This is a genomic window from Pseudomonadales bacterium, assembly GCA_024234615.1.
Classification (GTDB): Bacteria; Pseudomonadota; Gammaproteobacteria; order Pseudomonadales; family IMCC2047; genus JAJFKB01.
In genome coordinates this window covers 1,981,887-2,002,831 of record JACKNY010000001.1, presented here as the reverse complement: position 1 = coordinate 2,002,831, position 20,945 = coordinate 1,981,887, and the positions used below count along the sequence as shown (strand labels likewise).

Here is a 20,945-nt window from a genome sequence, read left to right as displayed (position 1 = left end):
TTTTACTTAGTCGATGCCGCTAACGCTTTGAAGATACATCTTGCTGCGGGAAATCCACAAGTTCCGTCAGCACTGCAGCGTCGGTTTCCCGGGTTTCCTCCTGTAACTGTTCTTCAAATTCACGCATCGAGGATATTTCTCGGTAGATGTCTAATAACAGTTCTTGGTCGATTTGCATAAATCCGATCCTCCTACAATTGGTGACAGGCGGTGGTGTGGGTGACAGAGCATACAAGGGTGTTAGCGGGTTCGATATAAGGGATTTCCACAGTGAATTGAACGCCCGCGGCAATAGCTGTTATTGATTTCAGGAATGAATAAATTTCCTGAACGGGCACTGCTTTGCTGAGCTATCGTGATGCCTTAAACAAAGGCTATTGGTCAATTGTGGCTATCCACTAGATCGTTGCGGCTATTCCTAATAATAGGCAGGTGTTTTCCCGGTTATGCTGGCGGTTCTAATCAATCATTCTATGGAGATAGCAAAATGAACCTCATTACATGGCGTCCTTTTCAGGAAATGGATGAACTTTTCCGCCGTTACACTCGGCCACTGAGTTCAGGTGTTCCAAAATTAATCGATGATAACGGTCATACGATTGCGTCTTGGACACCCTCCGCCGATATCAGTGAAACCAAGAAGGAGTATTTGGTGAAAGCGGAATTGCCGGACGTGGAAAAATCCGATATTCACATTTCCTTTAATGAGGGAAGCTTGGTGATTGAGGGAGAGCGGAAGTATGAAAAAGAAGAAGAGGACGAAACCTGTCATTTGACTGAAAGTTTCTACGGCAAATTTTCGCGTATGTTTGCACTGCCAAATAATATCGATCAGTCCAATATCAAGGCGGAATATAAAAAGGGTGTGTTACGAGTCCGTCTCCCTAAAACTAAGGAGTCGGAACCCAGCCATCCGATTAAAATTAAGGTCAATTAGCCGCCCGGAAGCGGTATGCTGCGGGCGAATGAAAACAGGTAAAAATTAAGGAGGCAGCAATGAAGTCTAAGTTAGAGTCCAATAAGTTAGTGATCCAGTGGTGGGACAGTCAACAAAAGCTATTTAACCAATGGCTGAATGATAACAAGCCAAACCGCGCATCGCCGTTCGTGGAGATGTTCAATATCGCCACACTATCGCAGGAAAATTTTGTTCATTCTTGTCTGCGGACGCAGGCGGACTGGTCCAAGCAGGTGCGTGAGGCGGTGCAGAAACAGGATCACCTCCCTGAGCTGCTGAAGAATTCCGTTATTCAAGCACAGACAATTAACGATAGTTGGCGGGAACTTCGTGAGACCGTCTGGAATAATTGGTTCGAAATGGTGAAAAGCGTTGATCCGGCGGCTATTGATTCCGGCGTTTCCGAATATGCCAGTAAGACAATCACCGCTTGTCAGGAATCCAGCCGGAACCTGTTTGAAGGCAGCGTCTCGCCCGAGATAATTACTTCGCCACCGGAGACAAAAGCGAAACATAAAGAGAAGGCGAAGGAGGCCGCATAGTTGAACGGCAGATTGTCGGCAAGTTAAAATATTTTAGGAAATAGGCCCTATTGGACGTGCTGCAATGATGAGCGAATCTAATAGGGTCTTTGGTTTATTATGGATTGGCGCCAGTAAATGGATACCTTAAGTCTCAATTTATCAATAACTTATAGCGCCAATTGGCGCCTAAACCAATCGTTAATCTACATGAAGTGTGCGAAGTAAGTGTAAGTAGAGAAACCGGCTTATTAAGGTTGCTTTAAGTAACCCCTGCTACTGTGTAGTACTTGATTTTATTTTAGGTTTTTTCTATGTGCGCATTTGTTCAACGCCACTCGCTGTTATGGGCTTATTTGTTCTTTTTGTACTTTTCACTTGTTTACCAACTGTTAGTTTATTCATCGGGCATGTCAGGGGTAGCGGGCATTCGTCAGTCATTGTTAATGAGTGTGTTATGGCTGCTTCCGCTATTGCTGTGGCCGGCACACAGCAAGTTATTGGCGGCAATCATTGGTTTGGTTCTGTGGGCAGCGTCGTTGGTGGGAGTAGGTTACTGGTTGATCTATGGGCAGGATTTTTCGCAGAGTGCAATTTTTATTATTTTTGAATCTAATCCTGCCGAGGGGAGTGAGTTTATTCTCTCCTATCTGCGTTGGTGGTACCTGTTTGTTTTTTTAGCCTTAAGCATTATTCCGGTATTTATGTGGCGCCTCATGTCGCCGATGATATTGAAACCTCGCCAGCGCGGCATTTATGCCGTGGTTTTTTCTCTGATAGTCGGCTGGCCTTTTTTGAATAGTCTGTTAATTCGACAGCAGGGTGGAGAGGCGGCTCTTTATCACTTAGAAAAACGTCTTGAACCTGCGGCGCCCTGGAATTTGATTGTCGGGTACTTACATTATCGGGATCAGCTTGCCGACATGAATAGGTTGTTGAATAAAAACCGTAGTTTGTCGGAGTTGGAAGATTTCAAACTAAATGCCAGCGCTGCACCTGATACGTTGGTATTGGTTATTGGTGAGTCGACTAATGGGCACCGAATGAGCCTTTATGGCTATGGGCGCGATACCACACCACAACTCAATGCTATTCGTGATGAGCTGGTTGTTTTTAATGATGTTATTTCTCCTCGGCCTTATACCATTGAGGCTTTGCAGCAGGTGCTATCATTCGCTGATTCAAAGCGCCCCGAAGCCTTTTTTGAGCAACCAACATTGCTGAATATAATGAAACAAGCGGGTTACGAAATTACCTGGATCACTAATCAGCAAACACAAACTCGACGCAATACAATGCTTACAACCTTGTCTCAATTGGCTGATCAACAAGTTTATCTAAACAATAATCGAGAGCAGAATGCCAATCAGTTTGATGGTGCCGTTATTGCGCCTTTCCTTGACTCCCTGACAGGCTCTGATGATAAAAAAATGATCGTGGTGCATTTGCTGGGAACGCACCGCGGTTATGACAACCGTTACCCGCTAGAATTTGAAAGGTTTGTGGATCGTGATAGCGCTCCCGGCTGGGTGAGACCGGAGGATTTATACGATTACAACAGTTACGATAATGCCATCAGCTATAACGATTTTGTGGTTGCCGAACTGATAAAAAATCTGCGCAAACAGGATGATAATGCCCTGTTGGTTTATTTTTCCGATCATGGCGAGGAAGTTTACGATACGCCGGGCAAGCCCTTTAGCGGGCGTAACGAAGGAGCGCCAACACCAGCTATGTACACCGTGCCTTTTATTACCTGGACATCGCCTGAGTTCAATGCCAACCATGACTTGAGCCAATGGCAGCGGTCTATTAATCGACCTTTTAGTAGTGCCGATTTTATTTATACGCTCTGTGATATGACGGGCATTAACTTCAAAGGAATGGATTATTCGCGCAGCTTAATCTCCGATCAGTTCGTTCAGCATCCACGCTGGATTGGTAATCCTTTGGCGCCTGACACCCTGCACGATTATGACAAAATTGATTGGGGTACCAAGGTCGTAAAACCATTGTTAGTCGCTAGTAAATTCGCTTTAACAGCCGAAAATAAGTTTTAAACGGGCCTAACGGTGGATTATAAAGATGGTTATTTCGTCCATCAGGGTAAAGCAAAAACAGTTGCAGTTCATCGAGAAAAGATTTACGAGCGGGCTCATAATAATGGGGATTGGCGCCAGCAAATGGACACCTTAACTCTCAATTTATTAATCGCTTACAATTTTACCTGACAAAAACGTAATGTTTTATAGAGAAGTTGATGGAGGCTATTTGGCTCCATTTACTGCGAATAAGTCCAGTCGTTACGGGGCATTTGTATCGTTCATTCTTTTTCTCCATAACTTAGATAAATGTAAGTGACCAAAAACTAGCTGTACTTGTTTATTTAAATAATACTCATTATCCTTTGATTTAATGGTAAAAACGACTAGCAGATACCATAACGAGATGAGAGTAGAGTAAATATGCAAAAGAATAACTTTGAGGTAGAGGGTATATTTGTCGAGCATTACTCTCCAGAAGAATGCTCAAACCGGCCACCCTTAGTCTTTGTGCATGGTGGTTGTCACGGTAGTTGGCATTGGCGCAATTTTCTTGAATATTTTTCCAATGCGGGTTGGGATTGTTACGCGCTAAATTGGTATAACCACTATAAGTCCATGTCATTACCTTTGAATCAATTTATCAACCGAAGCCTTGCTGATGTCACTGAAGAAGTAGGCAAGGTCGTCGAATCTATTGGGGTAGAGCCAATTATAATTGGGCATAGCATGGGAGGCATGGTTGCTCAGCAGTATGCTCAAATCTCACCAGTTAAAGCCTTGGTATTAACAACTTCGGTAATCCCCAAAGAATTAGGTGCGCCCCATATTGAATTACCTGCGCCTATTGATGATACGATCCCTTTTTCACCACCACCTTTTGAATTTGCAAAGGAATTATTTTTCCAGGCAGTAAATGAGGAGCAAGCCCGTCAAGAATACGCGCTCCTTTGCGACGAATCACCTAGGGCCGTGCGTGAGGCGATAGAGCACGGGCTTTCCATTGATAAAAATAAAATTAATTGCCCGGTGCTGGTGATAGGGGCAGAGCTGGATTTGCTGACGCCGGAGGTTTCAATGCGGAAATTAGCTAAATTTTATCAGGCAGAGTACGTTTATGTTGAAGGTAAAGGACACAACCTGCTTACCGTTGAAGGCTGGCAAGAAGTAGCGCAAGCTATCGAGCAATGGTTGCACAAACAGCTGTTCTGAAAGAGCTCAAAATTTTTTTTTGTTAAACCCGGTTAGATGGTTTGTTTAGTGTGGCGGATAATTGTATTGATTAACAAATAGTTGCTGGTGTCTAATAATGTCTTAGTTTGATTGTTGGCATTGTCTTCAATGAAAGGTATAAGCCTACTATGCATAGCTATTTTTCAACCCAAACGGTCCCGGAAGCTGATCGCCTGCAATTTTGGAACGACCTCGTTCGCAAGACTTATGTGAATCTGGAAATTAAACCCAGAAGCCGTGAGCCCTTTTTTGGTTCGATTGAGGTTGAGCCATTGGGTTATACGGAATTATCTATTGTCGATTCCTGTCAGCAATTAGTACGCCGAAAATTTCTGAATACTTCTGCTAATGAAAATGATCTTTACATGCTGGTTCTCCAAGCGCGAAGTTGCGGTGTGTTAAGGCAGGATCATCGAGAGGTCAAACTGACGCCTGGGCATTGGGCGTTGATTGATAGCACACGGCCATACGAAATTTTTGGCAGCGGTCATTTTAGGCATTTGGTGATGTCTATTCCCAAGAGTTACCTGAGCAAATGGCAGCATAACGCGAAGCATATTACCGCCATAGATCTTCTATTAAAATTGCCGCTTGGCACAGTTGTCTCCGAGCATTTAAACCTCCTATTTAAAAACTTAAACAAAGTTTATGCTGAAGAGCGGTTGCTGATAGGTGAATCAGTTCTTAATCTAGTTTCTGGTGCGTTGATGAACGCATTGATAAATAACAAGGATGAGGTTCGTCTTTCAGAAGGTAATAGGGTGGAGGTGATCAAAAGCTATATTCACCGTCATATTCGGGACCCAGAACTCTCCGTAAATTCAATAGCCCTGGCATTGAATGTTTCAAAACGCTACATTCATAAATTATTTGAAGGGCAGGATATTGGTGTGAGCGAGTATGTGCGCAATATTCGTCTTGAGAATTGTCACCGTGAGCTGCAAAGCGCAGCCGCTGACCACCGGGCTATCACCGAAATTGCGTTGAAATGGGGCTTTAACAGCCCCTCACACTTCAGTACGTTATTTAAAAAACGCTTTGGACGGGGGCCGAGAGATGTGCGTAATCAAGCCTGATTTTCAGAGGCTCCCTAGATATATAAAATACTGCGGGTAGTACCGAAACTGACTTCGCTAGTTCGCTTTTTTAAAACTGTTATTCTTTTCTGCGAAAGAATGTCATTCCCTTTTTAGGTAGATTAAGAGTTTGCTTAAATAAGAGCGGGCTCACAGATCCAAGCCAATGCATCCGATGGTAACGGCAGGTGTTATAGCCGGAGTGAGCAGCAGTCCTTTGTCTGTGCAAGATGCCAGATCAAGATCAGCGATATAAGATGCCATTGTTACGACGTGTAAACGTTAAAAGTGAGGTATTGATATGATGGGTGCTCCTTTAAAAGTTGCGGTTGTGCAGGCGGCACCAATTTGGTTCGAGTTGGAGGCCAGTATAGATAAGGCCATTGGCTTAATCGAAGCAGCTGCAAAAAATGGTGCAAAACTGGTCGCTTTTGGTGAGGCGTGGTTACCCGGTTATCCTTTCTGGGTATGGGTTGACGGGCCTTTCACCAATTTTCAGCGATTCGCGCAATATCAGAGCTGTTCTTTGGATTTAAACAGTGAACAGGCGCAGCGCATTAATCAGGCGGCGGCAGACAACAACATATACGTGGTCAGTGGTTACAGCGAATACGATCAGGGTAGCCTCTACCTGGGGCAGGCTATTATCGATGACCAAGGAAAGACCATTGCTTCAAGGCGTAAGTTAAAGCCGACTATGGCAGAGCGCATGGTTTATGGCGAAGGCGATGGTTCGGATCTGAGTGTTTTTGAAACGCCTATTGGTCGTATTGGTGCTTTGTGCTGTTGGGAACATCTCCAACCTTTGAGCAAATATGCCATGTACTCCCAACGCGAACAGATTCATATTGCCGCTTGGCCGGCATTCTGTATTAACCCTGAGCTTGCCTATGCGCTGGGTAAGGAGGTTAACGGTGCAGCAAGTAGGCTTTATGCGGCTGAAGGGCAGTGCTTCGTGCTGGCGCCAACTTCCGTTTTTGATGAGAAAGCTCAGGCATTGATGTCGAGCACTACTGGCGCAATGCAACCTTTCAATCTGGGTGGTGGCTATGCCATGATTTATGGCCCCGATGGCAGGGAGTTGTGTGAAGCACTTCCTGAAACGGAAGAGGGTATCGTTTACGCAGAGATTGATTTAAACGTCATTGATCTGGCGAAAATTGCTGCTGATCCGGCAGGGCACTATTCGCGGCCGGATGTCACCAGACTATGGTTTAATCAAAATCCGGCGCCAGCAGTTCAGACTCCAGCTCAGGCCGAGGTGCTCAGCGACGATCTAGAGGAACCACCGTTTTTTGATTAGGATTGCTTATCGATAATATCGTGATGTGACCGACGAGTCGCATTGGCAACTTTAATTAGCACTCGACCTTAGCCGGTATTCGGTGCGTCATTGGAGCCTCTAGCCGTGCTAGGTTAGTTTTGCAGTAATCGCATTACAAAACCAATCACTAGTACCAGAAAGCCACCCACTTCGCCTAAAATCAGTAAGGATAGAAAAACCAGCTCGCCGGTTGGGTTACTCGGATTCAGATGCTGGTTTTCGGTTTCGTTCTTTATGCCCAGCTGTATATAGCGCAATATCGCCGAAGAAAAAAAGAATAAAAGCACCGCTACTGAACTAAGGTTCAGCCAGTCGGGCAAGGCGCTCAGGCTGGCAAATATCGCCAACAAAATAGCTGAGAAAGAATATAGTAGCGCGGCTCGATGGGCGATGTTCGTGTAATAGGGCGCTTCCGCTTTTGGGCTGGTGCGGATTCCATAATACTTCCACACGCCGGTAATCAGTCCTGTCATAAAAAATACTGCTGCTCCGCACATGGCTAATCGTGCGGCTGGGTCAATGATGAGTTGTTCCATGAAGTGCTCCTTGTTTGCGGGGGCTTAGAGATATCACTATTTAGCTCTTAAAATGGCAAGGTTTTGGTAAAAATTATAATACCTCATGATGCCGCTGAATTACCGGGTAGGTTAATATTTCCAAATGCCGGTAATGAGTTCCGTCATAAAGTAGAGAGCTGCTGTGGGCATTGCCATAGCAGACGCGCGGTTGTTGGTTGATTGGCCCATTTTAAATTTTAATTCTCCGGAACTGAATGCGGTGTCAACAGGTTTAATCGAACGTTATTACCTGTAAATACTAATCATTGATCAATGAAATTTCTTACCTGTTAGTGCATATAACTTTATAAAAGGTGAAGTCAGACTTTTACATATATTCCCAGGTACATTGTTATTCTTGGACTATAATTTGGGAAAGCTCGTGTTAGATACGCGGGCATGGGTATTTGAGTCATTTAGTGTTGGACGTTTGATGGTATTAGGGCAGGATAAATATTTTGCAGAGGCGGTATTTTTCTTTGAGGGCAATCAGGTCGTCAAGGAAATTCTCTATGTTGAGTTTCAAGCGGTTTTGGAAAGCGTCGTGGGTATTCCTGAATATGCGAAAAAGGAATGCCGGGCCGCCTATATCACGGTAGGCTCTTATCTTACGTTAAGTACAGTCGTTCTCTTTAATATTCGGTTTGATAAGCATGGACATGTGATTAAAGAGTGGGACTTGCCGTTACATGCGTTAACGCGCAACGCCGTAGCTGGCCCGGATTTAGGACAAGGCAACATTCTATTGGTAACGCAAAAGACTTGCGAAAATGAATATAAGAACTCTCTTTGGGATGCCGACAAGCATGAACTAGCGGTCTTAACCTCGATTCGTGACTCGGTAAAAAGAAATAAGCTGGGACTTTATGATGGTGGTGACAGGCGTCGTTATGGCGTCAATGCGCACCATAGAGGGGTTCCCAGTCTTGACACCGGAGATGATATCGGCCAATTGTTTAGCGACGATTTCCATCAGGAGCTGATCAAAAATATTGAAGCAACTCTAAGTTTTAAGTACGAGAGTAAGATTAAGCAGTTGCACAAGCAACGGGATGAGATCGTGCGCCAATTGGAGGGTCAAATTGACGCAGTCAAACGGCAAAATATTGAGTTACAGCAGAGTTTGGACAGCATTAAGTTACAAAATAAACAACATGTTGACTTGATTGCAGAAAAATATAAGGCCAAACAGGAAAAAGCATTGGCCGCAATGAGTGATAGCTTTACGGAGCAGCTTGGCGCTAAAGAGTTGGAGTTGAGCTATTGCCAAGAAAATGAGCGCCAATTACAGGAAGAAATGCAACAGTTGAAAGAGAGTGTTGAAGAGGAAAAACAAGCTGACCTGTTAGCCTTTCAGTTGGATTTAATTAACTCAGGAGTAGAGTTGATTGTCACCCAGGCGGGAGTTGGTAGTTACAGCTTAAAGCTGGATCAAATCAGTCGCTATATTGAAAGTCCGACGGAGTTCTGGGCCAAACGCTGTGGCGTCAGCGAAGCGAAATATCTGGCTTGGTACCAGCATTATAAAGATCCGGTTTGCCACGCGGGAAAATCTACGGGGTGTTCCTGTAATGTCGTGATTGACCGTGTCGATAACCCCAAAGAGTTCGTTACAGGCTATAGCGAAATGTGCAAGACGCATCAGCTTAAACAGTCAAAAGATGCGATGAACTCCTACTAGACAGTCAACATACAAATGTTAGATCAAGCTGTTGAGCCAGCGCTAGAGCGGGTCACACATCCATTATTGGAAAAAAAACGCGTTACTTTTTTTGTTCAGCGTGCTGATTTAACGCATCCTCAAATATCCGGTAATAAATGGTACAAACTAAAATACAATCTGCAAGAGGCCAAAGCCCAGGGTTATCGAACTGTCCTGAGTTTTGGAGGTAGTTATTCCAATCATTTGCATGCATTGGCCTTTGCTGGAAATCAATATCAGTTAAAGACCGTCGGTATTGTCCGGGGTGAGGAAAACGAGCCGCTAAACCCAACCTTACAGGACGCCACAGACAGGGGAATGCGATTAATTTATCTGTCGCGTGCAGAGTATAAGCGCCGATTTGAAGCACAATTTCTTGACCGGATAACGCGGGGTTTTGAACCTCATTATCTGGTGCCCGAAGGTGGTGCTAACCAGTTGGCGCTCAGAGGTTGTGCTGAAATCTCTCTGGCGATTGAAAAGCAAATATCAACATTTGATTATCTTTGCGTTCCCTGTGGTACTGGTGCGACCTTGGCTGGTTTAGTGTCTGGGTTAAAGCAATCGGAGGCAAAGGTGCTAGGCTTTTGTGCGCTGAAAGGGTTGCTGGATATTGAAGATAAAGTGATGCGTTGGTTGCAGGACGCAGCAGTTACTCGGCCAGTTCAATGGCAAATTTTACATGATTTCCATTGTGGAGGATTTGCAAAACTCAGCCCTGAATTGGTGCGATTTATGGATGACTGGAGCAGGTTCTCTCCGATTCTGCTGGAACCCATTTATACGGGTAAAATGTTCTATGGTATATTTCGTTTACTGGAGCAGGACTACTTTACGCCTGGGGCTCGCATCGTCGCAATTCATACGGGTGGTTTACAGGGCTTACGAGGGATGCAAAAAAAAATGGCTCGACTACGTGCTAGCTGTGTAAATCCGGCCAATAATCCTGAGTAACAAAATAACGTGCTTGCTCGTTAAAGCACTGCTGCTCAGGAGCCAAAAGCACTAACATTAGAGGAAACTGGTTAACGGCAAAATAAGCGGCTAGATTTTTTTCAAGAGCAGCATGATCTAAAACTTCCCGCTCTTCGACGTGATGAGCGGGAGAGAGCCAAGACGGTTTATCAAGTATTTTCCATAATCCCATTGGCGGCAGGAACTCAAGTTGGCTTCGTTTTAACCAATAGCCACGCAGATGGGTTGTGGCGCATTGCTTGGGTGCCGCACAGTTGGCCTCAAGGGGGTAGAAAAAATAGCCTTTCAGACAAATTTCTGGGCGCAGATTGGTAATGCTAAGCACACTAATCAATTCCGCTCCCTCGGGCGTTAAAGATAACTGACTCTGTTTGCCTAACATATGCGCTAGTTTGATATCGAGACGATCTTTGCAACCAGGACCAATCCATTGCGCCCAGCTTGAAGGGGTTTGACTATTTCCTTGCCTGCCGAGATAAAACTTAACGGCGGTTTCCAGATGGATATAACGTTGGCGTTGTCGGCAATAATAAATAAAATCAAATTCGCCCAAAGTCTGGCCATTGTTGCGCACGGGTAAGTTATGGGAAACTAGTTCAAAAGACGGATGCTGCTCTAGAAAATATCGCCAGAGTATTTCAAAGTAAACACCTAAGCGGGTCGGTTTGCTTTCCGTTAAGTATTGGCTTAGGCGTTCCTTATGCTTGTCGGTAGTAAGCCATTTATACAGTTCAGCGGGTGCGGGGATGGTGGTCAGATTTTGGCTAAGGGCCATGAGGTGAGGGCTGGTGACAGCCCAGACCAAATCATCACACATTTGCTGGGGAGTAATTTGATAACTCATTAATTTTCAAATTTAACAATCGGTTTGTTTTGAGATGAGGGACGCATCGCTATATTATACCGATCAACCAAATTTTAGCCGCACTCCTCTATTGATTAGGCGATTAATCTCATGCATAAATTTAATACGATAGGTATTGTGGGGCGTCGAGAAGCGAATGCGGAAGTTGCCGATACCCTCAAACAGCTGGTGAGCTACCTGAAGGGCCGCAAATTAGCGGTGGTGCTAGAGAGTAACGCGGCAAAAGCATTACCGAAACATGGCCTTCCTGTACATACTCACGATGAGCTGGGTAGTGGATGTGACTTGGCGATCGTGGTCGGAGGGGACGGCAGCATGCTCACTGCCGCACGCGCATTGGCTAAGAACCGGGTGCCGGTAGTTGGAGTCAATAGAGGTGGCCTTGGTTTCTTAACAGATATTTCCCCGGACGAACTTGAATTCCAGTTAGATGAAGTGTTTGCTGGTAAATATACTGTTGAAGAACGTTTTCTGCTGCACACAAAAGTCAGACCCAACGAGCAAAGCCAGCAGCAAAACGGTTATGGGCAAGCGTTGAATGATATAGTGTTGAGTTCAGGAAAATCGGCACGTATGATCGAGTTCGAGCTGTATATCGATGATCAATTTGTCTATAGTCAGCGCTCTAACGGCATCATCGTTTCTACACCAACCGGCTCAACCGCTTATGCACTGTCCGGTGGCGGGCCGATCATGCATCCCAGCCTTGATGCTATTGTATTGGTGCCTATGTTCCCACACACATTGACAGCGCGTCCGGTGGTGGTGGATGGCAATAGCCGGATTAAAATCGTCCCGGGTAATTTGCATGATACTTACCCACTAATCAGCTGTGATGGACATGATAATTTTACCGTAGCGCCTGGAGATGAAGTGTTTATCCGAAAAATGGATGACCCGCTAACCCTGGTTCACCCATTATCTCATGATTTTTATGAAAGCTGCCGCAGCAAACTGGGTTGGGGTAGTCGCTTAGGGGGTTAGTGTCTTAATCGTGAAACAACCAGCCCTAGGATACGATATTATTGGTGACGTCCATGGTTGCTACGATGCGTTAGTGGAGCTTCTTGAACGCTTGGGGTACCAAAAGCAATCAGGGGTTTACCAGCATGCCCGCCGACAGGCGGTATTTCTGGGGGACTTGGTAGATCGAGGCCCGAAGATCAGGGAAACTCTGCACTTGGTTTACAGTATGGTCGAGCGGGGAAGCGCTCAGATTGTACTCGGAAATCATGAAATTAATGTGATTGGATACCATACCAGAGCTAGGCCGGAAAGTGGTCACACTTATTTACGGGAGAGATCTGATCGTCATACACAACAGATTAAACAAACTTTGGAGCAATTTTCCAAATATCCGTCAGAATTGACCGAATTTATTCAGTGGTTTCAAGCACTGCCGTTATTTCTGGAGTTCGAGCATTTTCGGGCGGTACATGCCTGTTGGGATCAATCCCTCATTCACCAATTTAAGGCGACCTACGCAACGCATCGAATATCGACAGAACTATTGCAGCGCACTACGGAACTGAGTAGTTTAGAGTTTTCGCTAGTGAACAGGCTGACCCGCGGCACCAGTATGCTATTGCCTGATAATGAGGTGATTATCGGTAGCGATGGTTTGCATAGACGTTATTTTCGTACAAAATTTTGGGTGCCTGAGCCGAAAACCTATGGCGATTTGGTGTTTCAGCCAGACGCTTTACCAGAACATGTGCACTATCAAGAGCTAAAAGCGCAAGATCGTGATAGGTTGCTCTGTTACGGTGAGTCAGAAGTGCCTTTATTCGTCGGGCACTACTGGTGTTCCGGAAAGCCGCAGTTGGTGCAAAATAATATTGCCTGTTTGGATTACAGTGCTGTGTATGGTGGGCGTTTAATGGCCTACCGTATGGATCAACCCGGCCCGCTTCACCCCCAAAATTTAGTTTGGGTGAATGTTAGCTTAAACGCAGATGAGGCCGCTAATTATAGAGAATGAAAAGTTTAATGATAAAAGCACTTGCTGTACCTACTTCGAAAAACTTACAACCGTTAAGCCGATATTTAGGCGAGCAGCAAGTGACGCACCGCATCAGTGAGCTGGGCTCAAATCAGGTGGTGTGGGTTGCTGATAGAAGTGATGTGGCGCGAGTGAAAAGTGGTTATGAACGATTGCTTTCCGGTGAACTTTGCCATAACGCTGAGGGCCTTTCGTCAAAAGCGCCATCACCATCGGTCAGCTGGTCGCTGTTGCATATATGGCGGTACCTAAAGGCTGCGCCCCTGATTTCAATGCTGATTGTGGCGAGTGTTATTATCAGTCTGCTCAATTACTGGTCCGGGCAGGCGCTCTTTTATGTCCTGCGGGTGGGGTCTCCAGCCTATGTGCTGGAAAGTGGCGAAGTTTGGCGTCTTATTACGCCGATCTTTATGCACTTCAATATTATGCATTTGGTTTTTAATATGCTGATGCTTTGGGTGTTCGGCTTGCAAATCGAAACGCGAGGCGAGCGCTCTCTGCTAGTTATGCTGATCGCTGGTGCTGCTATTTTTTCTAATATTGCTCAATACTATGTCTCTGGTTCTGGATTTGGCGGTATGTCCGGTGTTGTCTACGCGATTTTAGCCTATTGCTGGCTGTGGGATCGACTCATGCCAGATCATGCCTACGGCTTTCCTGCCGCGCTGATGGGCCTTATGATGGGATGGTTAGCGTTGGGTTACACTGATTTTTTACAATGGGCAGGACTTGGTTCGATGGCCAATACTGCGCATTTATCCGGATTGGTATTCGGTATTTTTTTCGCGTTGATGGCGAAAGTGTTGCGCCGATTTAATTAAATCGTACAACCCGATTAAGTGAGTTAAAGGATAATATGGTTAAGCAATTTACTGAGTTTTCACAAAAATTAAGCCCAACAATTTATCAACGTTTAAAGCAGGCGTTAGAACTGGGGAAATGGCCCGACGGCAAACGACTGACTCAGGAACAGCAGGAAACCTGTATGCAGGCGATTATCAGTTATGAAGCCCTGCATGTGCCGGAACAAGAGCGAGCAGGTTATTTAGGGCAGACCTGTAAAAGCCAGGCGGATCAAGTTTCTAATACATCCGTGAATTTTAGTGTCGGTATTTATCCAGAAAAAACAAATAGATGAATGTCTTAGTTAATAATTTTATTAAGTTTAGCTATCCCTTTAAAAGTTACCAATGGAAGCGATAGACACGCGGGGAAGCCTGCATAAAATGCAGGTAGAACTATCGGCGCCGGTTAATTACCAGCTACCCTTGGGGAATCAGCTGGTTCCCCTTAACCCCTATTTGGGGCGAACAATACGGTTATCGTTTAGTGGCGATATAGGCTGTGTTCACTGTGGTAGAGCAACCAAAAAGAGCTTTAACCAGGGCTATTGTTATCCTTGCATGATCAAGTTAGCACAATGTGACCGCTGTATCGTTAGTCCGGAAACCTGCCATTATCATCAGGGTACTTGCCGTGAACCGGAGTGGGGTGAACGCAATTGTATGCGCACACACTATGTGTATTTAGCCAACTCATCCGGCCTTAAGGTCGGTATCACGCGCGCCGAAAATGTTCCGTCGCGTTGGATAGACCAGGGTGCAGTGCAGGCTTTGCCAATACTGGCCGTGCAATCGCGCTACCAGTCTGGCCTGGTAGAAGTGCTGTTTAAGCAGCACATCGCGGATAAAACTAACTGGCGTACCATGCTGAAAGGCCAAGTGGACGAACTCAATTTGATTGAGGCACGTAATGATTTACTGCTCAGGTTGGCGTCAGATATTAGCAGGCTCCAGAATCGTTTTGGGCTGCAGGCAATACAGGCCTGTGATGTCGAACAGCAGACTGAAATTGAATACCCGGTATTGGAATACCCCGTCAAAGTGGCGTCACTTAATTTTGATAAAACCGCCTTAATTGAAGGGACGTTATTGGGTATAAAAGGTCAATACTTGATATTGGATATCGGGGTCTTAAATATCCGCAAATTTTCGGGTTATAAAATTAGTTTTGCCGCCTAGATGAATTAAAAATATAGCTCCGATAAAAAATTAACTTAATGATATAACATATTGATAATTATGAAAAATAATCAACCTAAAGAAGTCCGGTTAGCTGAGTATGAAATCCCCAGCTATCTCATTGATACAACGCATTTACACTTTGAGCTGGGAGAGACAGCTACGCTGGTGAAATCGAATTTACAGATTCGCCGGAACCCAAAATGTCAGGTTGAAGGGAGAGTTCCTTTGGTTTTACAGGGAGTTGATTTAGAGCTAAATCAGCTTACCTTGGATGGACATAAGTTAACACAGTCGGACTTTCAGGTGGACGCCGAAACCCTGGTTATCCCGCAGGTGCCGAGAAATTTTGAACTGGAATGCGTAACGTTAATTCGTCCTGACCAGAATACTTCTCTGGCGGGGCTGTATAAATCCAACGCGCTTTTTTGTACTCAATGCGAGGCCGAAGGTTTTCGTAAAATAACCTACTACCTTGATCGTCCAGACGTGATGTCCGTTTTCACCACCACTATTGTGGCGGAGAAGGGAAAATATCCGGTACTTTTATCGAATGGAAATGATATCGACAGAGGCACGCTCAATGGTGGTCGACACTGGGTTACTTGGCATGACCCCTTTAAAAAACCAGCTTACCTGTTCGCTCTGGTGGCCGGTGATTTGCAATCTATTGATGATGAGTTTATTACCTGTTCCAAGCGGAAAGTTCAGTTACAAATTTTTGTCGAGCCGGAGAACATTGATAAGTGTGCATTTGCGATGGATTCGCTCAAACGTGCAATGTCTTGGGATGAAAAGGTCTACGGGCGTGAATATGACCTCGATAAATTTATGATTGTTGCGGTTAATGATTTCAACGCGGGAGCGATGGAGAACAAGGGCTTAAATATCTTCAATTCTTCCTGCGTGCTGACCAAACCGGAAACGGCGACGGACTCTGCCTTCCAGCGCGTGGAAGCGGTGGTGGCCCATGAATATTTTCATAACTGGTCCGGAAATCGCGTTACCTGCCGTGATTGGTTTCAGCTCAGTTTGAAGGAAGGCTTCACTGTTTTTCGTGACCAGGAGTTTTCAGCCGATATGGGGTCAAGCGTCGTCAAACGCATCGATGACGTGAGTCTGCTGAGAACGGTACAGTTTGCCGAGGACGCTGGTCCTATGGCCCATCCGGTACGCCCCGATTCCTATCTGGAGATTTCAAACTTTTATACCGTTACCATTTATGAAAAGGGCGCGGAGCTGGTGCGTATGATGTACCACATGCTTGGCGAGCAAGCTTTTCGTAAAGGCACGGATTTGTATTTTAAAAGACACGATGGTCAGGCGGTCACCACGGATGATTTTGTCAGCGCGCTGGAGGATGCCAGTGGTGTTGATTTACAACAATTTCGGCAATGGTATCGGCAGCCGGGTACGCCGTTGTTGACGGTGAGTGACAGCTATGATCCGCAAGAACAGGTTTATCGAATGACGGTAAAACAAACCTGTTCAGCCAGTGTCGTTAAGGTTGATTATCAGCCCTTGCACATACCTTTTTCGATGGCGTTGTTGAATGAAAACGGTGACGAGCAGGAAGTTGCGAGCCTGGATATTACTGAGCTGGAGCAAACCTTCGTGTTCGATAAGATTACATCCAAGCCAATACCTTCTTTGCTACGCGGGTTTTCCGCGCCAGTCAAATTAGCGTACCCCTATAGTCGTGATGACTTGATGTTTTTAATGAGTCATGACAGCGACGGTTTTAATCGCTGGGATGCCGGACAAAAGCTTGCGATTGATATCATGCGGGAGATGATTCAAAACCATCAGCAAGGTGATGTTTTAAGGGTTGATCAGCGTCTGATCGTAGCTTTTAGAAAGGTATTGTTGGATAAGTCTTTAGACCAGGCGATGGTTGCACGTATGCTCGTGTTGCCCTCTGAAGCCTATTTAAGTGAACTCTCTGAGCAGGTTGATCCACACGCCATTCATCAGACGCGTCAGTTTGTGCGCACTGAATTGGCGCAGCAGTTAAAGCAAGAATTATTGGACTGTTATCTGAAAAATCAAAACGAAGTCCCTTATGTTCCCCGTGCCGAGGATATTGCACAACGTAGTTTGAAGAATGTTTGTTTACATTATTTGATGCTGTTAAAAGAACCTGACCTATTGGCGCATTGCCAAAAGCAGTTCAGCGATAGCAACAATATGACGGATACCAATGCGGCGCTGACGGCATTAGTACATGCAGGTTATATAAGTGAAGGGCGGCAAGCGCTGGATAATTTTTATCAGCAGTGGCGCAAGGACCCCTTGGTGATTGATCAATGGTTTTCGATACAGGCATCCAGCCCTGCTGATGGTACCTTTGAGCATGTGAAAGGGTTACTCCAGCATGAAGCATTTAGTATGAGGAATCCCAATAAAGTGAGGTCATTGGTTGGCGTATTTTGCAATCAAAATGCGACTGGGTTTCATCGCCATGATGGTGCTGGTTATGCCTTCTTGGCGGATCGCGTGCTTGAGTTAGATTTGATAAACCCCTCTATCGCAGCGCGATTGTTGATACCACTCACCAAGTGGCGGCATTATATCCCTACTCTGAGCGTGCTGATGAAAAAAGAGTTGGAGCGGGTGAGGGCTAAGGAGGCTCTATCAAAGGATGTATTTGAAATCGCCTCCAAAAGTCTGTAGGTTTTTGGGCGTCTGCTTAATGGTATTAATCAGAGGCTTCTGAAGAGTTATCTTTGGCTTGATAGCTTAATACGGTATGAATCACCGTATTAAACTCAAAATAAACGACGTAGTTCTGGTAGCGCCATTTGCTGATTGGTGGGTTACCAACAGGCTCGCTTATTTCCTGCGGCGGGCCGAATTTGGATTCGACATCCTCTTTCGTCATGCCATTGAGCGGACGCTCAAGTTCCTGAAGCTCTGGCGCTTGTTTTGAGATGCTAATCTGTAATACTTCTGCTGAGGCAAGAGGAACAAATACAAGCGCTGCGCTTAGCAATAATACTGAGGTTTTCATACCGATTATTTCTCCGTGGGTTCTTGGTCTTGATTAGAGCGGCGTTCTTTCGCTTGGAATTGCAGCACATGGCGTGCAATCAGTTGTCGATCCGATTCAGCTAAACGTTCAAAGACAAGGTTGATCAAAAAGTTACCGCTAATATGTTCGTTACAGTTGACTACCCGTCCGAGTAATAACAAGCCAATGTAGGAGGGTAGTAATACCAACTTTACTGCTAAGCATGTTGCCAGAGGTATTGATTTTTTATAGGTAAAAGAAATGCCGCCCTCACTGAGAGTGACTTCCTGTGGCGTCAGCTCTTCCAAATCGCTGCTTTTTTGCACGATAGTCTGCGCAATTAGCTCAATTTTATGATTAAGACTTTTCAGGTAGCTGGCAATGCTGCGTTCCCTTTCAGAGATAGAACGCAGTAGTGCGCTGGTTTCATTGTCTATGCCATGCAATTCATTGAGAAGATAAAACTCTGGTGAGATCGGCATGGGGAAATCGATCTGGTTAGCTTCGAGCATCTGCGGGTCTATTTTCGTAAACTCTAAAATAGCCCGATCCTGGATGCGATAAAAATCCCTATTATCCTGTACACCCTGTGTCATTCGGTTAAAATCCGCTAGGTTTGCAAAATTTCCTTAAGTATAACAGTAAAATGAAATCTTTCAGCCCAATCGTAAAATTGCTGAAGGCGGCAAAACTCCTATTTTATTCAGAGATTTATTGAGCATGTTCAAACCTTTATCCCTGTTTATTGGGTTGCGATATACCCGCGCCAAACGCAGGAATCACTTTATTTCCTTTATATCGCTCACTTCGATGCTGGGGATGATTCTTGGCGTTGCGGTGCTGATACTGGTGTTGTCGGTGATGAATGGTTTTGATCGGGAATTACGCGAACGCATTTTGGGGATGGTGCCACATGCCACCATTAATGCCCATGGTCCGATGCTGGATTGGCGGGAAATTGCGGCACAAGCACAACAGGATAAAACGGTCATCGCAACTGCACCCTATATCCAAGGGCAGGGGATGTTAACCCATGCCGGCCGTGTCCACGGGGCAATCATTAGCGGTGTGCTGCCAGAAATGGAAAGAAAGGTCTCCATTATTGGTGATCATATGGTTGCGGGTAGTTTGGATGATTTGCGCGGTGGTGAATTTGGCATTATTTTGGGTGATTTGCTGGCCAGCAACCTGCGCGTAAAATTGGGAGATAAAGTGACTTTAATTTTACCGGAAGCCAGTGCTTCTCCCGCAGGCGTGTTACCGCGACTGAAGCGCTTTGAGGTCAAGGGCGTGTTTAAAGTCGGAGCACAACTCGATAGCAGCATGGCCCTGGTACATCTGGCGGATGGCGCTAAACTTTATCGGCTAGGCGAAGGGGTTCATGGCATACGTTTAAAGTTGACCGACCTATTTCAGGCGACTGATACCGCGTGGCGAATAGCGACAAATTTACCCGGAAGTTATTGGGCGAGTGATTGGACGCGTACGCAAGGGAATTTGTTTCAAGCGATCAAATTGGAAAAAACCATGATTGGTTTACTGCTGTTAATTATTGTTGCCGTGGCCGCTTTCAATATCATTTCGACCTTGATTATGGTGGTCACGGATAAGCAAGCGGATATTGCCATTTTGCGCACCATGGGTGCGAGCCCAGGCACTATTATGAAAACCTTTATGGTGCAAGGAGCAGTAATCGGGATTGTGGGTACCTTTGTGGGAACGCTGTTAGGAATTCTGCTGGCATTATCTGTGAGCGATGTCATTGCCTGGCTTGAGTCTGCACTGAATATCCAGTTCCTTAACGCGGAGGTTTATTTTATTAGCTATATCCCGTCGGAGTTGCGTTTAGGGGATATTCTGGTCGTCATTACTTCCGCCTTAAGCTTGAGCTTCTTGGCAACACTTTATCCCTCGATGCGAGCGGCCAAGGTGCAGCCAGCGGAGGCGCTACGCTATGAGTGATGACATAGTGCTGCGCTGTGAAAACTTGCATAAAAGCTACCACGAGGGACCGCAGGATTTAGCGATAATAAAAGGGGTAAGTTTTTCGGTGCGAAGAGGTGAACGAATGGCGATTATCGGCTCATCAGGGTCGGGTAAGTCAACGCTATTGAATTTGCTGGCGGGAATTGATCGCCCTGATGAGGGGGCAGTCTATCTGGGTGGAAAAAACCTCGCGCAGATCAGTGAAAAAGAGCGTGCGGTGCTACGTAATCGTAACCTGGGCTTTGTTTACCAGTTTCATCATCTGCTGCCTGAGTTTAGCGCGCTGGAAAATGTCTGTATGCCGTTGCTGATTGGAAAAGTAAGCGTCGCAGAGGCAACAAAGCGGGCACGCGAGATATTATTTAAAGTAGGCCTAGCCGAGCGGGCAGAACATAAGCCCGCAGAATTATCGGGTGGAGAAAGGCAAAGAGTAGCAATTGCTCGTGCGCTGGTAACCACCCCAGACTGTGTTTTGTTGGATGAGCCAACCGGAAATCTGGATCGAAAAACAGCGGAAGCGATTCATCAACTGTTGCTGGACCTTAATCATGAGTTTTCAGTCAGTTTTATTATCGTGACGCATGACGCGCAACTGGCAAGCCGTATGGACTGTACTTATGAGCTGGTGGATGGGTTGCTCAACCTGGCAAGTAGTTGATTAGAAAATATAACA

21 protein-coding genes are annotated in these 20,945 nt (G+C 45.5%); 16 read left to right on the top strand and 5 right to left on the bottom strand.

What is annotated here, in order from left to right; translation table 11 throughout:
- Positions 1–19: 19 nt before the first annotated feature.
- Entirely contained in the window at positions 20–178 is a 159-nt protein-coding gene (locus tag H6995_09045; GenBank protein MCP5215140.1) for a hypothetical protein, read from the bottom strand.
- 309 nt (positions 179–487) lie between these two features.
- On the opposite strand from H6995_09045, the gene H6995_09040 reads away from it, so the two are divergent.
- The 6 genes from H6995_09040 (at position 488) to H6995_09015 (ending at position 7,133) form a co-directional block, all read left to right on the top strand.
- Positions 488–937, top strand: a complete 450-nt coding sequence (locus tag H6995_09040; protein ID MCP5215139.1) for an Hsp20/alpha crystallin family protein — start codon at positions 488–490, stop codon at positions 935–937.
- A 59-nt stretch (positions 938–996) separates the two neighbouring features.
- Entirely contained in the window at positions 997–1,500 is a 504-nt protein-coding gene (locus H6995_09035; protein ID MCP5215138.1) for a hypothetical protein, read from the top strand.
- 293 nt (positions 1,501–1,793) lie between these two features.
- A complete protein-coding gene (gene cptA / locus H6995_09030) occupies positions 1,794–3,539 on the top strand; it encodes a phosphoethanolamine transferase CptA (protein ID MCP5215137.1) in 1,746 nt (581 codons plus the stop codon).
- A gap of 405 nt (positions 3,540–3,944) precedes the next feature.
- Positions 3,945–4,733 carry an alpha/beta hydrolase gene (locus tag H6995_09025; protein ID MCP5215136.1) on the top strand — a complete coding sequence of 263 codons (789 nt, stop codon included), beginning with the start codon at positions 3,945–3,947 and terminating at the stop codon, positions 4,731–4,733.
- Positions 4,734–4,882: 149 nt separating this feature from the next.
- Positions 4,883–5,830, top strand: coding sequence for a helix-turn-helix domain-containing protein (locus H6995_09020; GenBank protein ID MCP5215135.1), 948 nt, complete (start codon positions 4,883–4,885; stop codon positions 5,828–5,830).
- Between the two features lie 301 nt (positions 5,831–6,131).
- A complete protein-coding gene (locus tag H6995_09015) occupies positions 6,132–7,133 on the top strand; it encodes a carbon-nitrogen hydrolase family protein (protein ID MCP5215134.1) in 1,002 nt (333 codons plus the stop codon).
- A gap of 113 nt (positions 7,134–7,246) precedes the next feature.
- Here H6995_09015 and H6995_09010 read toward each other — a convergent pair whose 3' ends face one another.
- Positions 7,247–7,690, bottom strand: coding sequence for a hypothetical protein (locus H6995_09010; protein ID MCP5215133.1), 444 nt, complete (start codon positions 7,688–7,690; stop codon positions 7,247–7,249).
- 379 nt (positions 7,691–8,069) lie between these two features.
- On the opposite strand from H6995_09010, the gene H6995_09005 reads away from it, so the two are divergent.
- A complete protein-coding gene (locus tag H6995_09005) occupies positions 8,070–9,392 on the top strand; it encodes a hypothetical protein (GenBank protein MCP5215132.1) in 1,323 nt (440 codons plus the stop codon).
- Between the two features lie 15 nt (positions 9,393–9,407).
- Complete coding sequence (locus H6995_09000) at positions 9,408–10,367, top strand: 1-aminocyclopropane-1-carboxylate deaminase/D-cysteine desulfhydrase (GenBank protein ID MCP5215131.1); 960 nt, start codon at positions 9,408–9,410, stop codon at positions 10,365–10,367.
- Here the strand turns inward: H6995_09000 and H6995_08995 are convergent.
- Positions 10,333–11,232 carry a DUF1853 family protein gene (locus H6995_08995; GenBank protein ID MCP5215130.1) on the bottom strand — a complete coding sequence of 300 codons (900 nt, stop codon included), beginning with the start codon at positions 11,230–11,232 and terminating at the stop codon, positions 10,333–10,335. The two genes, H6995_09000 and H6995_08995, sit on opposite strands and share 35 nt — an antisense overlap.
- Before the next feature lie 111 nt (positions 11,233–11,343).
- Here H6995_08995 and H6995_08990 point away from each other — a divergent pair, with 111 nt between their 5' ends.
- The 6 genes from H6995_08990 to pepN are packed head-to-tail and all read left to right on the top strand — an operon-like array spanning position 11,344 to position 17,949.
- Positions 11,344–12,237, top strand: coding sequence for an NAD(+) kinase (locus H6995_08990; GenBank protein MCP5215129.1), 894 nt, complete (start codon positions 11,344–11,346; stop codon positions 12,235–12,237).
- A 10-nt stretch (positions 12,238–12,247) separates the two neighbouring features.
- Positions 12,248–13,234, top strand: coding sequence for a metallophosphoesterase (locus tag H6995_08985; protein MCP5215128.1), 987 nt, complete (start codon positions 12,248–12,250; stop codon positions 13,232–13,234).
- A gap of 8 nt (positions 13,235–13,242) precedes the next feature.
- A complete protein-coding gene (locus H6995_08980) occupies positions 13,243–14,076 on the top strand; it encodes a rhomboid family intramembrane serine protease (GenBank protein MCP5215127.1) in 834 nt (277 codons plus the stop codon).
- Positions 14,077–14,111: 35 nt separating this feature from the next.
- Positions 14,112–14,393: a DUF1315 family protein gene (locus H6995_08975; GenBank protein MCP5215126.1), complete on the top strand. Its 282-nt coding sequence runs from the start codon at positions 14,112–14,114 to the stop codon at positions 14,391–14,393.
- A 52-nt stretch (positions 14,394–14,445) separates the two neighbouring features.
- On the top strand, positions 14,446–15,276 hold the full coding sequence (locus H6995_08970; GenBank protein ID MCP5215125.1) for a DUF2797 domain-containing protein: 831 nt from the start codon (positions 14,446–14,448) through the stop codon (positions 15,274–15,276).
- 60 nt (positions 15,277–15,336) lie between these two features.
- The gene (pepN, locus tag H6995_08965; protein MCP5215124.1) at positions 15,337–17,949 is read left to right on the top strand and encodes an aminopeptidase N; all 2,613 of its coding nucleotides are present in this window, start codon (positions 15,337–15,339) and stop codon (positions 17,947–17,949) included.
- 25 nt (positions 17,950–17,974) lie between these two features.
- Here pepN and H6995_08960 read toward each other — a convergent pair whose 3' ends face one another.
- Together H6995_08960 and H6995_08955 are read right to left on the bottom strand one after the other, a co-directional pair.
- Positions 17,975–18,286 carry a hypothetical protein gene (locus tag H6995_08960; protein MCP5215123.1) on the bottom strand — a complete coding sequence of 104 codons (312 nt, stop codon included), beginning with the start codon at positions 18,284–18,286 and terminating at the stop codon, positions 17,975–17,977.
- Positions 18,287–18,291: 5 nt separating this feature from the next.
- Positions 18,292–18,882 (bottom strand): PilZ domain-containing protein, encoded by a 591-nt coding sequence (locus H6995_08955; protein MCP5215122.1) that lies wholly within the window; start codon positions 18,880–18,882, stop codon positions 18,292–18,294.
- A gap of 124 nt (positions 18,883–19,006) precedes the next feature.
- Here H6995_08955 and H6995_08950 point away from each other — a divergent pair, with 124 nt between their 5' ends.
- Complete coding sequence (locus tag H6995_08950; protein ID MCP5215121.1) at positions 19,007–20,248, top strand: lipoprotein-releasing ABC transporter permease subunit; 1,242 nt, start codon at positions 19,007–19,009, stop codon at positions 20,246–20,248.
- On the top strand, positions 20,241–20,930 hold the full coding sequence (gene lolD / locus H6995_08945; GenBank protein MCP5215120.1) for a lipoprotein-releasing ABC transporter ATP-binding protein LolD: 690 nt from the start codon (positions 20,241–20,243) through the stop codon (positions 20,928–20,930). The genes H6995_08950 and lolD overlap by 8 nt, the downstream gene beginning before the upstream one ends.
- Positions 20,931–20,945: the final 15 nt, after the last annotated feature.